This is a genomic window from Lachnotalea glycerini (assembly GCF_003201285.1).
GTDB lineage: Bacteria > Bacillota > Clostridia > Lachnospirales > Lachnospiraceae > Lachnotalea > Lachnotalea glycerini.
The window spans coordinates 1-14,778 of sequence record NZ_QICS01000014.1 but is presented as its reverse complement, the minus strand read 5'-3'; the positions used below and the strand labels follow the sequence as shown (position 1 = coordinate 14,778).

14 protein-coding genes are annotated in these 14,778 nt (G+C 36.1%); all 14 read right to left on the bottom strand.

What is annotated here, in order from left to right; genetic code table 11:
• Window positions 1–6 precede the first annotated feature (6 nt).
• A complete protein-coding gene (locus C8E03_RS18455) occupies window positions 7–1,173 on the bottom strand; it encodes a trans-sulfuration enzyme family protein (protein WP_094378278.1) in 1,167 nt (388 codons plus the stop codon).
• A gap of 274 nt (window positions 1,174–1,447) precedes the next feature.
• Window positions 1,448–3,130 carry a sigma 54-interacting transcriptional regulator gene (locus C8E03_RS18450; RefSeq protein ID WP_094378279.1) on the bottom strand — a complete coding sequence of 561 codons (1,683 nt, stop codon included), beginning with the start codon at window positions 3,128–3,130 and terminating at the stop codon, window positions 1,448–1,450.
• A gap of 121 nt (window positions 3,131–3,251) precedes the next feature.
• Window positions 3,252–3,737 carry an L-2-amino-thiazoline-4-carboxylic acid hydrolase gene (locus C8E03_RS18445; protein ID WP_094378280.1) on the bottom strand — a complete coding sequence of 162 codons (486 nt, stop codon included), beginning with the start codon at window positions 3,735–3,737 and terminating at the stop codon, window positions 3,252–3,254.
• 57 nt (window positions 3,738–3,794) lie between these two features.
• Window positions 3,795–4,439, bottom strand: a complete 645-nt coding sequence (dhaL, locus tag C8E03_RS18440) for a dihydroxyacetone kinase subunit DhaL (protein ID WP_110291808.1) — start codon at window positions 4,437–4,439, stop codon at window positions 3,795–3,797.
• Between the two features lie 10 nt (window positions 4,440–4,449).
• Window positions 4,450–5,436 carry a dihydroxyacetone kinase subunit DhaK gene (dhaK, locus tag C8E03_RS18435; RefSeq protein WP_094378282.1) on the bottom strand — a complete coding sequence of 329 codons (987 nt, stop codon included), beginning with the start codon at window positions 5,434–5,436 and terminating at the stop codon, window positions 4,450–4,452.
• 13 nt (window positions 5,437–5,449) lie between these two features.
• On the bottom strand, window positions 5,450–6,157 hold the full coding sequence (locus tag C8E03_RS18430) for an ABC transporter ATP-binding protein (RefSeq protein ID WP_094378283.1): 708 nt from the start codon (window positions 6,155–6,157) through the stop codon (window positions 5,450–5,452).
• The gene (locus tag C8E03_RS18425) at window positions 6,150–6,920 is read right to left on the bottom strand and encodes an ABC transporter ATP-binding protein (protein ID WP_094378297.1); all 771 of its coding nucleotides are present in this window, start codon (window positions 6,918–6,920) and stop codon (window positions 6,150–6,152) included. The genes C8E03_RS18430 and C8E03_RS18425 overlap by 8 nt, the downstream gene beginning before the upstream one ends.
• Before the next feature lie 41 nt (window positions 6,921–6,961).
• The gene (locus C8E03_RS18420) at window positions 6,962–8,017 is read right to left on the bottom strand and encodes a branched-chain amino acid ABC transporter permease (protein WP_094378284.1); all 1,056 of its coding nucleotides are present in this window, start codon (window positions 8,015–8,017) and stop codon (window positions 6,962–6,964) included.
• Window positions 8,018–8,021: 4 nt separating this feature from the next.
• Window positions 8,022–8,897, bottom strand: a complete 876-nt coding sequence (locus tag C8E03_RS18415) for a branched-chain amino acid ABC transporter permease (RefSeq protein ID WP_094378285.1) — start codon at window positions 8,895–8,897, stop codon at window positions 8,022–8,024.
• A 60-nt stretch (window positions 8,898–8,957) separates the two neighbouring features.
• Complete coding sequence (locus C8E03_RS18410) at window positions 8,958–10,160, bottom strand: ABC transporter substrate-binding protein (protein WP_110291807.1); 1,203 nt, start codon at window positions 10,158–10,160, stop codon at window positions 8,958–8,960.
• Window positions 10,161–10,246: 86 nt separating this feature from the next.
• Window positions 10,247–11,515 (bottom strand): L-cysteine desulfidase family protein, encoded by a 1,269-nt coding sequence (locus C8E03_RS18405; protein WP_201798233.1) that lies wholly within the window; start codon window positions 11,513–11,515, stop codon window positions 10,247–10,249.
• Window positions 11,516–12,264: 749 nt separating this feature from the next.
• A complete protein-coding gene (locus tag C8E03_RS18400; protein ID WP_170123061.1) occupies window positions 12,265–13,248 on the bottom strand; it encodes a leucine-rich repeat domain-containing protein in 984 nt (327 codons plus the stop codon).
• Window positions 13,249–13,481: 233 nt separating this feature from the next.
• On the bottom strand, window positions 13,482–13,790 hold the full coding sequence (locus tag C8E03_RS18395; RefSeq protein ID WP_094378288.1) for an AbrB/MazE/SpoVT family DNA-binding domain-containing protein: 309 nt from the start codon (window positions 13,788–13,790) through the stop codon (window positions 13,482–13,484).
• Window positions 13,791–14,250: 460 nt separating this feature from the next.
• Window positions 14,251–14,778 (bottom strand): GH25 family lysozyme (locus tag C8E03_RS18390; protein WP_278321199.1); only part of this gene is annotated, 528 nt, incomplete at its 5' end.

Below are 14,778 nucleotides of genomic sequence, written 5' to 3'. Positions count from 1 at the left end.
CGTATTTTAGATTTTATTCAAAGCCTGCTTCAAATCCTGAAGCAAATTCTCACTACCTTCCAGCCCGCAGTGCAGTCTAACTATGTTTTTGCTTAAATGATGGAATTCCAATTCTTTCTCACTCCAATTATAAGTATAAGCAATTGCCAAACTTTCAAAACCTCCCCAAGAGCAGCCCTTACTAAATAATTTCAAGCTGTCTACAAAGGTTTCTACATCTTGTACATCTCCCTCGACTTCAACACTAAGCAGACCACATTCCCCCGACTGCTGCTTACGAGCCAGCTCATACTGTGGGTGAGATGGCAGTCCTGTGTAGAATACACGCTTAATTTTGGGATGATTTTCTAAAAATTTTGCTATCTCCATTGTAGTTTCATAATGTCTTTGCATACGAACATCTAGTGTACGAAGTCCTCGAATAGCCAGCCACGCCTCCATAGGTCCAATTACTCCTCCAAACCAATCTCTTTGAACCATTATCTTTCGCATAAACTCTTCATCCTTAGATATTAATACTCCACCAATCAGATCGCTGTGTCCACCTATATATTTTGTCATAGTATGCATAACGATATCAATACCCATATCAAGAGGTTTTTGGAAAATAGGTGTTGAATAAGTATTATCAATATAAGTTTTAATTCCATGCTCCTTTGCCAGTTTAGCAACCCCTTCCAAATCCACTACAGAAAATACAAGGGTTGTTGGACTCTCCAGTATAATCATATCCGTCTCGGGGCGAATGGCTTGTTCGAATTCCTTTAAATCTTTACCTTCTACATAAGAAACTGAAATGTTCATTTTCTCTCCCAGAAACTCATCCAGGAGATGCTGTACAGGTCCATAACACTCACGAATGCAAATAATATGACTACCTGTTTTGCAAATTGCTAGTATTGCTGCTGCACAGGCTGCCATACCCGCTGAAAAAACTACGGCTCTTTCACCATGCTCTAGTGCTGCCAGTTTTTTTTCTAAAATTGTAACGGTAGGATTGGATGCTCTTCCATAATAATATTCATCATTGAATATATCCACTGCAAAATAGTCCTTTACGGAATCAAATACATGAAGGGAATTCATAAACACTGGCGGTGTTACTGATTTCATATATTTTTCCGGTGTTTCACCCATATGGGTCAATGCTAGTAAATCCTGTTTGTCTGTCATAAAGTCCTCCTCTGGTCAAGTGATTGAGTTTTTTTGAGTGGTTTAACGGTTCAGTGGTTCAACCACTCAATTTAAATGTATTATAGTTTTTTTATATACTATTGTCAATGAATGCTTAATAAATAATATTTTTTTGTGTTAATTATATAATTTTGTTCATCATTATTTATGACTTTTTTACAAAAAATGCTGCGAATCAGCCTATTTCTTAGCTCTTTCGCAGCGGATTTTAAGTTATGGCATGTAAATGATTCATCATATTTATTTCTTACCTTTATTCTGAAAGCTCATATTCCATTAGCTTACGATAAAGTGTAGCTCTTCCAATTCCAAGTCGCTTGGCTATTTCTGTTTTACTTATTCCGCTTTGTAGCAGCTCACTGATTCTTTCCTTTTCCAACCGGCTCAAGGATGCTTCGTTATCCTGATATAACTCCATATCCATTAAATCCTGTTCTGATACCACACCGTCGCAGCGCCTCACAATTGTTTCAATTGTAGCTTCTAACAGATTTAAATCCTCTTTGATATTACACTGGTATAAAAATTCTTTCGCTTTATCGTCTAATTTTATATTATGCTTGTCATACACTGTTGCATAATAATATAATCCAGTGCGAAGCATATTATAAAACAGCGCCTGATCCTCTTGTATTCCGGATACCTCTATACTATACTCTGCAATACGATAATATAGTTCCTCCATAAACAGACCTTTATCTACATAATCCTTAAGATTCTTTGTGGTCGCAAATATAAATCTTACATCGGATTCTGCACTCGTGTCATTATTTAATCCAATTTTTCCTGTTTTTAAGAAATGAAGAAAGCGCTTCTGAATATGAAGGGGAAGATTTTCTACATCTTGGACAAGCATCGTTCCCATATTGGAATCTCTTAATTCGCCAAACTCATCAAATAAAAAAACCTCTAACAAATCCCGATACAGGTTATCGCAATACAGTAGTTTAAGCCCTTTAAGACTACGCTCTGAATAGTTTGTAATTCCTTTTGCCAAAATCTCATTTAAGTTTCTGTTTCTACCTAATATCAAAATATTATTATGTGTAATTGCAAGCGACTTTGCCTGCTTTAATATTTCACGCGGAAACATCCATTCACTCCAGTTAAAAGTGACAAGAGAACCTTTCTCTGAAAGCTGTGCATTTCTTAGCACCTCGTTTACCGTCCTGAAAGAAAACATAGTACCGTAGTCTTTTCCGTTGATTCTGACATATTTACTGGAAATAAAACCATAAAATTCTACATTTCCCCATGCAAAATGGATTCTGATATTTTTAAATTCTTTCTGGTTTTCATAGGACTCTTCAAAAATAGCATGAGGTATAAATTCCTGAAGCTGCTTTCCAATACAATCCTGCGTAACTAAAAAAAGATTCTGAAATAATTTGTTGTAATGTCTGATATTTCCAAAGAAATCTGTAAAAACTACCGCATCACTTAACAGATCCATCATAGCTTCCTGCTCTATGATAATTTGATTTAATGATTTATTTTCATTAATGGCATCAATTTTGCCTGACAACAATTCTGCCATATTTTCTAAAAATTCCACAGATGAGTCTATGTTTTCAAAAAGAGAGTTAACTCTATGCTGCGGCAATATTAATGCAATTGCGCCTGCTATTATATCATTATGGAATATCGGAACGCCTACAAAACCAAATAACTTACATTCATCAAAGTGGAGACATTTCAGGCATGAAGCTCTGCCCGCTTTATCCTCTACAATTAATTTTTTCCTGCTCTTTACTACCTCTGCGATTAAGGAATCAGCATCGACCTCATCATATACGGTATAATACCGGCTTGTATTTCCTACAATTTTAAAATTATTATCTGCGATAATGACATCAGCATCTATGGTATTGGATATGATATCTGAAAACCTGATTACAAATTCTTTTACGGTTCCCAGTAAAGTTTCAACTGGCATTCACAATTCCTCCCTTTATTAATACTTCTTTTATTTTAACTCTTCCCAGTACAATTACAAGCAAAATGGGGAAACTATAAAATTTATACTTTATAGTAACCCCTTTTATTTTCTATCCTACTTACTTGTTTACCTTTTTAAAGCAAACTTCGCAGATAGAATCTCCTTTTGCTATAGTTTTTCCCAATTGAAATTCAAAATTAGGGAAAGTACTTGCAATTCCTCTGTCTCCGTCCATTGCTATATCACATAACATAGCAATTTCTTCTTCATCCTCTGTCAGTTTTCTCCAAGCTGCCACTAATGGACAGTAATGAAATTCAATGTTAAATTCATCCTCGCTAAGCGTAGTATCCATTTCGAAAATATTACGAACATTTTCATTGATAAACTCAGGTGCAAATACAGCTAAATCTTCTGTCTTTGTATATTTAGTGTCTCCATGAAAACAGCCGCAGGCTTTAATTGCATCTCTTGCAAAATCATAATCCAATCCTTTTTTCTTAGCCTCTTGCAACATGTAATAAAACCAGGTAGCTCTATGCTCTATCGCATCACGTAAATCCTTAATATGTTCTCCTCTGTCACTTGCTTCATTTTTAATCATCGTAATATCTCCTTTTATATCGACTTATTTTATTATTCTGTTAATATGTATTTGTAATTATAGTTTTTCAAGAACACAATCCATCAATGTTGCAATCTGATAGGACATAGTAACTGCTCCTGGATCAAGATGTCCGACTCCTTTGTTTGCCTGATAGGTTGCCCTTCCTCTGACAGCCTCCATATCCTTTGTACTTTCCGCTCCGTCAATTGCCGCCTGCTTTACCCTACTCAAACATGTCTTTTCATCCACCTGATTTAGAATGCAATCCTTATAGCATTGTACCGCAGGTGCAAGACTGTCTATCATTGTTTTCCAGCCTGGTTGAGCATTCCCTCTGGACATGATGGCTTGGAGCATAGCATCCAAAACCTCACATAAATTTTCATTTTGAATCGTTTCCTTTTCTTTTAAGGTCTTAGCTGCTGCCAAATATGCACTTCCATACAACACGCCGGAAGAGCCTCCGATTACTGACATCATAATGGTTCCGATTTTCTTAAACTCTTCAAAAACTGTCATTTCTTCTAATTCATTTGCCGCTTCTACCAATTTCTCAAAGCCCATATTAATATTAATCCAATGATCTCCATCGCCTGTTGCACTGTCTAATTCTGTAATGTAATCTCCTTTTTCATGTATGAGCCGGTATGCTTTTCTGATATAGTTAGCGTAGTCCTTACTTGTTAAATGAAATCCCATTTCTTACCTCCTATCCAATTTTAAGACCCGGTGTGTTGCAAGGTGCATCTAACAGCTTTTTTAATTCTTCGTCAAGCTTCATTAAAGTAACCGAGCATCCACTCATATCAAGTGCTGTCATGTAGTTTCCTACAAAGGTCTTATAAACCTTGATTTGCTTTTCCTCTAAAAGCGTTTGTATTTCATTCTCTAATATATAAAGCTCCATAAGAGGAGTGGCACCAAGTCCATTTACCATTAGGGCAACTTCACTGTTTGAATAATCATAATCCTGAAGTATTTTATCTAATAAAATTTCTGCTGTTTCCTGTGCCGTTTTCATTGTGGTTCTCATAACTCCCGGCTCGCCGTGAATTCCCATTCCTATTTCTACTTCATCTTCACCAAGTAAGAAACCTGGCTTTCCAACTGCCGGAAGGGTGCATGGTGTCATTGCCATACCCATACTTCGGATATTTTCAATTGCTTTTTCGGCTGCTGCTTTAACCTCTTGTAAGGATGCCCCTGTTTCCGCTTTTGCACCAGCTATCTTATGTACAAATACAGTTCCTGCAATTCCTCTTCTCCCAGTCGAATAGGTGCTGTCTTTTACTGCCACATCATCTCTTACTACAACACTTTCTACTTGAATATCCTCTAATTCTGCCAAATCCTTTGCAAGACCAAAATTCATGATGTCACCCGAATAATTCTTGATGATCATTAAAACACCCTTACCTGCATTCATTTTAGTAATCGCCTCTATAATACGGTCAGGACTTGGGGAAGAGAATACATTACCCGTTACTGCTGCATCAAGCATACCCATTCCGACATACCCTGCATGTGCAGGTTCATGGCCTGCGCCACCGCCTGATATCACAGCAACTTTATCACTTTTTTCTCTTCTTGAAAGCACCTCAAGTTTTTCTGTATATTCTAGCTCCGGATGAGCTTTCTCCATACCCTTTAGAAATTCTGACACTACTTTTGTAGGTTCATTGATAATTTTCTTCATGCTTTTATCTCCTTTATGCTTGTCCCAAATACGCCTTTTTTACTCTAGGATCGTTTGCAATCTGCTTGGCATCACCTGACATTGAAACAGTACCATTTTCAAGTACGTAGGCGCGATTAGATACAGAAAGTGCCATATTTGCATTCTGTTCAATCAAAAGAATCGTAATACCTTGTTCATTGATGGAACGTATTAAGTCAAAGATTAGTAATACGATATTGGGTGCCAGACCAAGTGATGGTTCGTCTAGCAATAAAAGCTGCGGATTACTCATAAGCGCACGCCCTATTGCAAGCATCTGCTGCTCTCCACCAGACAACGTACCAGCAGTTTGCTTATATCTTTCCTGTAATCTGGGAAAAAGCTTGTATACTCTTTCATAACCTTCTTCTATCTTTTTCTTATCCTTTACAATGTAGGCACCTAAACGTAAATTCTCCTCTACAGTTAAGGCTGGAAAAACTTCTCTTCCTTCCGGTGAAATACTAATACCGGTATTTGCAATATGATAAGTTGGTATATTAGTAATATTATTGCTTTTGAATGTGATGCTGCCCGACTTAGCATGAGCCACACCTGTTATGGTACTAAGCAGAGTTGATTTACCAGCTCCGTTGCTTCCGATTAAGGAAACAATTTCCCCTTCCTTTACTTCTAAATCAATGCCTTTAAGAGCGTGTATATTGCCGTAATATGTGTGTAAATTTTCTATTTTAAGCATTAATATTCACACCTCCTAAATAAGCTTCAATTACTCTTTCATTATTTGCAATTTCACTCGGAATACCTTTTGCAATTGGTTTTCCATGATCGATTACATAAATCCGATCTGAAATATTCATTACAACACTCATATCATGCTCAATCATAATAACGGTATAGCCTTGTACTTTCAAACTTCTGATGAATTGCAAAAGCTCTGCCGATTCTTGCGGATTCATTCCAGCAGCCGGCTCATCCAGTAACAGTACTTTCGCTCCTGTCGCTATTGCCCTTGCAATTTCCAGCTTTCTTTGATCTCCATAAGGAAGATTCTGCGCATAGTCATCTCTTCGATTGTCAAGTCCTATCGATTGTAGAATACGTATTGCATTATAGACCTTATCATCTTCTTCCTTTCGAAATCTTGGTGTACGAAAAACGGAATCAAAAAAATTATAATTTGTATTGATATGTGTACCCACCAAGACATTTTCCACTACTCTCAGGTCATAAAACAATCGAATGTTTTGAAAAGTTCTTGATATTCCTACTTTTACGATATCCTGAGGCTTTTGATTATGAATTGGTTTCCCATCAAAAACAATCTCTCCTTCATCAATCGTATAAACACCGGTTAACATGTTAAAAACGGTTGTTTTACCAGCTCCGTTTGGGCCTATAATGCTTACAATTTCTCCTTTGTTTACTTCAAAGCTTACCTTGTCTACGGCAACAATTCCGCCAAATCTTTTTGTAATTTCATTTACCTGTAAATATGCCATAATTTTTCCTGTCACTTATGACAGTCTGCCCTCCCTTCGCATTATTGTGATAAATTTTCTTGTTTATCTGACCTTGCCTGCTCTAATTTCCTGGTAATGCTTTTTGATAACTTATAAGGCATCTGAGACTTCCAGCCCAGTAAACCCTGAGGGCGAAAACGCATCATGAGTACTAGAATCAGACCATATACTACAAACCGATAATCCATTAAGGATCTTGACAACTCCGGAAATGTAATAAGAATAATGGAGCCTATGAACATTCCTCGTATGGTACCCATACCTCCCAGAATAACAATACTTAATATCATGGTTGATACATCAAAGGTAAAAGTATTCGGATCAATATAGCCAATTAAGCTTGCATACAACGCTCCGGCAGATGCACAGATACATGCGGATAATACAAATGCTAAAACCTTATAGTAGGTAACGTTGATGCCCATCATGATGCCCGCCATCTCATCTGTCTTTATGGCTAAGAATGCTCTGCCTGTACGTGATTTGTAGGTTACGTAGCAAAAAAGTGTGACAATCAGCAGCATCACCAGCATAAGATAGTAAAATCCGCCGTTTGCAATGGTAAGCTTAAGTCCAAAAATGGATGGACTTGGAATATTTTTTACTCCTAGTGTGCCATTTGTAACCGAATCCCAGTTCATGGCAATTGTTTTTATAATTTCGCCAAAGCCTAGCGTTACAATTGATAAGTACGTACCGGATAACCGAAGAGTGGGCAGCCCGAGTAAAATTCCTGCAATTCCTGCGCAAATCATGCCGCATAGCATGGATAGAAAAAAACCTAGTCCAAGTCTTGTTGCCAGCAAGGATGCAGTATAAGCTCCGATTGCAACAAAGCCTGCATGCCCTAAGGATACCAATCCTACATATCCTGTCAAAATATTAAGTCCTAACGCTAATATAATATAAATTCCTACTTTTACCACAATGGTCAGAATGTATTGGTTGGTTAACAAATGCGGAAATATTAATAATAGTACTGCCGAACTCACTGCCAATGGGAGCTTAAAGCGGTCAATGAATTGTTCAAGATACAGTATGATATTAAAATTTTTTTTCTGTTTTATATCATTCATATTATTACACCTTTGTTATTCCTTTCTTGCCAAACAAACCATTCGGTCTTACAATTAGCACAATAATTAAAATGATGAACGCCATACAGTCACGATACGTAGATCCTAAAAAGGTTGCTGCCATACTCTCGGATACACCTACCAAGAGTCCTCCGATCAAAGCACCGGGTAAACTGCCAATACCTCCTAATACGGCTGCTGCAAAAGCTTTTAAGCCAGCCATATATCCCATGTTTGGATATACAATCTGGTAGTAACCGCTGATTAATGCACCTGCAATTGCTGCAGATACGCCTCCCAAAAAGAAAGTAAAGGATATAATAAAATTTACATTGATTCCCATCATGCTGGCTGCTTTTGGGTTTTGCTCACAGGCACGCATTGCCAAACCAATTTTTGTTTTATGAACCAGTAATACAAGAACTAACATAAGCATTAATGATATGATACACATACAAATCTGTGTCCATGAAATCTGTAGCTTTCCAACTGAGATCACACCAAAATCAAACAATGCCGGGAATGCTTTTTTCTGGCTGCCAAAGGTAGCCGTTAACATGTTTTGTATTATGTTTGATATACCTATGGTTGTAATTAGTGATGCAATAGGCATTGATTTTTTCTTGCGGAGAGGCTCAAGTGCTGTTTTATCAATTAAAATTCCAAGTACACCTGTAAAAATTAAGCTCATTAATATTGCTGGAAAAATCCCCAGTTTCATACCGACAAATAATAAGGCGGCATGCGCTCCAAACGCATAAACGGAGCCATGAGAAAAGTTTACCAGACGCAAGATTCCAAATACCAGAGAATATCCTACAGCAATAAGTGCATAGGCCATTCCAAGTGTCAGACCGTTAAATATTTGTTGTCCTATCATCTATACACCTTATCTGGGCTTTTATGCTTCTAACTCATAAAAGCCCGCTACCTTTCTCACTTAATCCATTTTTACAAAAGTGCCATCCTTAATTGTTACCTTTATGAAATCTTTTTGAACATCGCCATTTTCATCAAATTTGGTATAGCCAGTCACCCCATCATATCCCAAATCTGCTAAAAATTTACGAACCTGCTGTGAATCGGTCGTACCTGCCTGTTCAATTGCAGTTAACAGCATACCGACTGAATCATATGCCTGAGATGATAAAGCACTTGGTGCAGTACCATATGCTTTTGTAAATGCATCTACATAGGTTTTAATTTTCTCATCTTGTGATTCTGAGAAGAAAATTACAGGGAAGCATACGCCTTCTACAGAATCTCCACCAAGCTCAATCAATTGTTGACTGTAAGCATTTGAGAAACCAACAATTTGTATGTCAGGATTAATCTGCTTATACTGTTTTGCTACCGGTGCCACTAAATTATACATTCCTGCACAGATTACAACATCAGCACCTGCTTCGTTTAATTTGGTAATTGCCGGACTATAATCATCAGAGCCTTCTACTACTTCTTCATGAGCCACTACCTTAACATCACTGCCAAGCTGCTCTACTAAATCCTTTATAACCTGTGATGTATTAGTTCCCCAATCTGTCTTGATTGAAATGATGCCAATGTTTTTCTTACCTAAATCCTGCGTTGCAATATCTATGCTTGCCGCTGCCTCTGATTTGATTACCGTATTATTTCTGAAAATATAATCACCAACCAAGGAATAGTCAGGATGAGAAGCAGATGGAGATATTTCTATTATTTGATTTTGCTGATAAATTGGTGCTGCTGTCAGACAGACTCCGGAAGAAAAGTGACCGATTACTCCGACAATATCACCTTCGCTTACAATTTTTTGTGCTATAGTTGCCGCTTCTTCCGAGGAATTTTTGTCATCATAAGGCACGATTTCTATTTGCTGTCCTAATACTCCTCCATTTGCATTCCATTCATCTGCCATTAACTGTGCTGCATTTGTAAAACCAATTCCATATTCAGCCGTATCACCTGTCATTGGAGCAGCAACTGCAATTTTGATTGTCTCTGTACTTTCACTGCTTTGTGTACTTTCAGTTTCTTTTGTGGTGCTTGTACTATCGGATGTGCTCTCACTTGAAGTGGCAGAATTATTTGTACAACCTGTAAACCCTGCTGTCATTGCCAATACTAAACCTAAACCAACCCACTTTTTCATTTTTTTCATAAAATTTTCCTTTCATTTTGTGTTCTGATTTCTCATTAATTTGTTTTATCTTTGGCGGTTCTTTTTATAGTTTCTTATTGCTTTTGCTATCCCTCATTCATCATAATTTTAAGTATTACTTCATCGGTCTCTTTCATTCCCTCCTTTGCTAATGTAACAACTCCATCAATTGTTTTTTGAATGGTATCCTTTACAATACCGTCTCCCGCCACAAAACCTTTACCTCTAAGACTTATCATTGTAGCAACGATTGCTGCATCCACAGCAGAAGCAATTTTAGCTGCGCATGAAGATTTTGCCCCATCACATACGATGCCTGATACATTAGCCAAAGTATTTACTAATGTTTGGGTTATTTCTTCTTCTTTTCCCCCATATAAATATGCTATTCCAGCTCCTGCTCCCGCTGCTGCACTTACAGCACCGCAATACGCTGATAATCTTCCTATTTGATATTTCTGATATATTGCAATCAGATTACTAATGCATAATGCCCTTAATAGCTTGTTTTCGTCTACATTTAACATGTTCCCAAACTCTATAACCGGTAAAGAAACTGTCATACCCTGATTGCCACTTCCCGAGTTTATAATTACCGGAAGCTCACATCCATTCATTCGGGCATCCGAGCCGGCAGCCGGCATTGCTTTTGCACGTATTTTAACATCATCACCATAGATATCAATTAAAGCAGCTCCTACGTTAACACCGTAAGTATGATATAAACCTTCTTTCGCTATTTTAGTATTGTACTCAATCTGTCTTACTAATATTGGCTTTATTTCTGTAATCTCAACATTTTCAGCAAAATTCAGAATGTCAGCAATGTTGAGCACGTTATAATCAACTGCATTTATCGCTTCTTCCGTTACCTCATCAATAAATATAACCTTATCATCTTTTTCTATTTTTATAATTCCTGTATGTGTCTTCACCAATTCAACCAGGGCAGAATGCTCTCCCTTTTTCATATGTACTATAATATGCAGCTTCTCCTGAGTATCTAACAAACTTGTTTTGCAATATTTTCTCTCCAGAAGTCTTTTGGCCTCTTCTATGTTATCCTCTGTCACAGTTGTTAATACCTCTAGCTTTTTATCCGGATTGCCTCCTAGCATTCCTACAATAGCTGCTGCTTCAATACCTTTTAGATTTTTAGTTCTTGGAACGATAACGCTCTTTGCATTTTTAATGATATTACCACTACATTCTACATACAGCTCATCTGGCATCTCTCCCAGTACCTCTCTTGCCTTAGCTGAAGCATATGCAAGTGCAATGGGTTCGGTACATCCAAGTGCCGGAACTAATTCTTGCTTTAAAATATCAATCATTGTTTGGTATATATGATTCATCTTTTTTCCCTTTCGACAATTACTTTCTTTGTTCTTGTGTATTAATTTGATACATTGATTGTATCCTAAAACAATAATGATTACAATATATTTTAGGCAACTTTGTATATATAATCGCATTTTCGTGATATTATATTATACACATTGTATATTCAATTTAATTTTTACTTATTTATGTACGTTTTTTACATGATTGTGTATCATTTTGATACATATCTTTTGGCGTATCACATTCCACTTTTATAATTTCTGATTCTTGAATCAATTTTTACTCTGGTTTCAAACTAATACTCACTTCTTTGGAATTGCAATATGTATGTATCAAATATTAAAACAGCTAGATAATAGCTCCAACCCCTTTTAGAATTGAAGCTATTATCTAGCTGCTTTTTTGTGATGTAACATGAAATATCTATCTAATTTACTCGATTACCAAGTTTTGCTTTGCTTTCCATAACTTATATATTACATACTTGTTACAAATGTGTTACAATTATTTTATTCTTAAGAAACAAAAAAGTAAAGGAGGATATGTTCTATGTGTTTCAACTTTAGCTCATGTAACTTAAGCGAACTTCTTAAATTAATTTGTAAAAGCTGCGGATAACGCTTGCAAGGTTCAGCCCTGAGGGGCTGAACCTTTTAGTTTACATACCTAGGAAATTTCGATAAATTTCCTAGTATAAAACCCTCCGTGGGAATTGCAGCGACGCAGAAAAGGAAGTAATTGCTTCGCAAACTATTTTATTCTACTCTAAATACTTAACAACTCTGCCGTATTTAGTTGCATAAGCATCCATAGTTGAGCCTTTATAACAGCGAATGAGCGGCGCTGTACTAATTGTTTCCGCGTTGTCATATATTTGGACATTTTTATTCAAAACATATAATGAACCTAATCCGTCGCATTCATAAAACGCTCTGCTACCAATCGTTGCAACGTTGCTTCCCAATATCACTTCCCTTAAATAAGTACAATAAGCAAAAGCACCGATTTGAATAGCCTTTATAGAATCTGGTATCGATATTTTTCTCAGTGTAGTGCACCTATTAAAGCAATCACTTGGTATTTCTGTTACCGTATTTGGTATTGAAACACTTGTCAGCGATGCACAAGACAGAAAGCAATAGGCCGGAATTGCAGTGACTCCTTCTTGAAAAATTACGGATTGTAATTTAGAAGATTGGCATAAATTACCACCCAAAAAGGTAACGCTGCCCGGAATTGTTAATTTAGTAAAGCAATTATTAGCAAAGGCATATGCTCCAATATATTTTATCGAATTTGGCAAACTTAGGGAGGTTACCTGATCCATATTTGCTAATGCATAAGCTCCGATTTTTGTAACGCTGTTTGGAATATTAACAGATGTAATATTATCTACATTATATAAAGCGTAATCCTTAATTTCTTCTAACGTATCCGGAAAGATTACAGCAGTAACCGATTTTCCATAGCTTTGAAGAAAGGTTACACTAGTGTTTACACCAGCAACAGAGGTAACAGGGTATCCGTCTAGTGTACTTGGTACCGTTAATGTACCTGAAGCAGAACTAGCTAATCGTACATCAGTAGCACTTCCTCCGTATAAGGTAAATTCCCATGTAATATTATTGCTGTCAACAAACTTAAATCTAGTTGCTGCATTAACTGTTGAAGCAGGCCAAATCAGAGCTATTATCAATAGATTTAATATTGATAATGAAAGTAAAATATTAAGATATTTTTTCATAATTGAATACCACCTTTCGTTTAAATTGTAAATTTCAATTTGCATAGTAGATCTGCGACATTAAATATCGCCAATAAACTCTCTCCATTCTAGTCTATTTTTATAGACTTATTATAGGACATAAGTACCAAAAAGTCAACCTTAGATTTATCAATATCCTTTTTACATATCAAAATAAATAACAAAAAGGCTGTTATTTTCACTTTAACAGCCTATTACCTATACTAAATTAATTATTTCCCTGAATTTATCTCTAACTTCTCAAACTCTAACAAAGCTAAGCCTAAATGATCATTAATTTTTTTTGTATCCTCATATTCAAGACCTTTATATTCTGCTAAATCTTTTAAACTTGTTATTGCATTTTCAATTTTTGTCTTAAGGTCATAAGATGGTATATATTTTTTTAATACTATTGCATCATCCTGTGCATAAATCTCAACGGGATCTCCGTCTTTTATTTCAAAAGCTTTTCTTAATTCCTTCGGTATCACAACTCTTCCTAAATTATCACAATTTCTTATAATTCCAGCCACTTTCATATGCCGGTTTCCTCCTTTGTTAAATTCAAAATATAATTCAGGAATATAATACCATATTATCAAATATTAATCCTTGGAAAATATTGTTAAAAACGTTATCGTATAACTGTTTACTATGAATTACCCTTTCATTATTCTATTACCGGCAATTAGTGACTGATAGAAAACAAAGCTTTTATACACAACAAGGTCTTTCCTATGAAATAAAATAGCTTCAAACCCTTACTATTAAAGGATTTGAAGCTATTTTAAACTAATTTTCACTAAGCTGTTAACGAGAGTCGAACTCGTGACCTCAACACTACCAATGCAACCTTAAACCTTGTAAACACTGGATATCAAAGGGTTTTGACTAACTTTTGACTAACTCTAATACGAATTATTTCTCCCTAATATAATACATTTTATAAAAATACATATTTATATTTATGCATATCTTTTTTCAAAATCGTGTAAAAGATTATACTTTCTTTGTATAATCCAAACAAATCCAACCTGCACCACTTTTAAGATATCCCCAGTTATCAGAGGTTTTTGTTATGGTATAAACACCTTTATCTCTTATGCTGCCAACTTGAGCATAGCTTGTACTAGGTCCTTTTCTAATTCTTAAACTATCTGCTGTTACTTTTACTTTGAATATGTCAGCAACTTTACTTTTATCTGCTTCAATAGTTGTTTCGTTTGTTTTTAAAGTATTTGTACTGGATGTATTGCCAAGATTTGTATAGCAATGTGAAATATCTACATTCCCGCTAATCCCTGCCATACTCCCTTTCGAAGTATATTGCCACATATCCGTTCTGTGCGTTGCCGTACAAGTACTTGCATACTGTGCTACCCATACATAATAATCCAAAAGCTGTGACACATCCAGGTTACTCTTAAACCAGCTCGTAGAAGCATAAACACCTGACTGATAACCTAACTCTTCTATTCGATTACAGAAAGCTTTACAAATAGCGGTGCGCTGCACTTTATTGAGTTG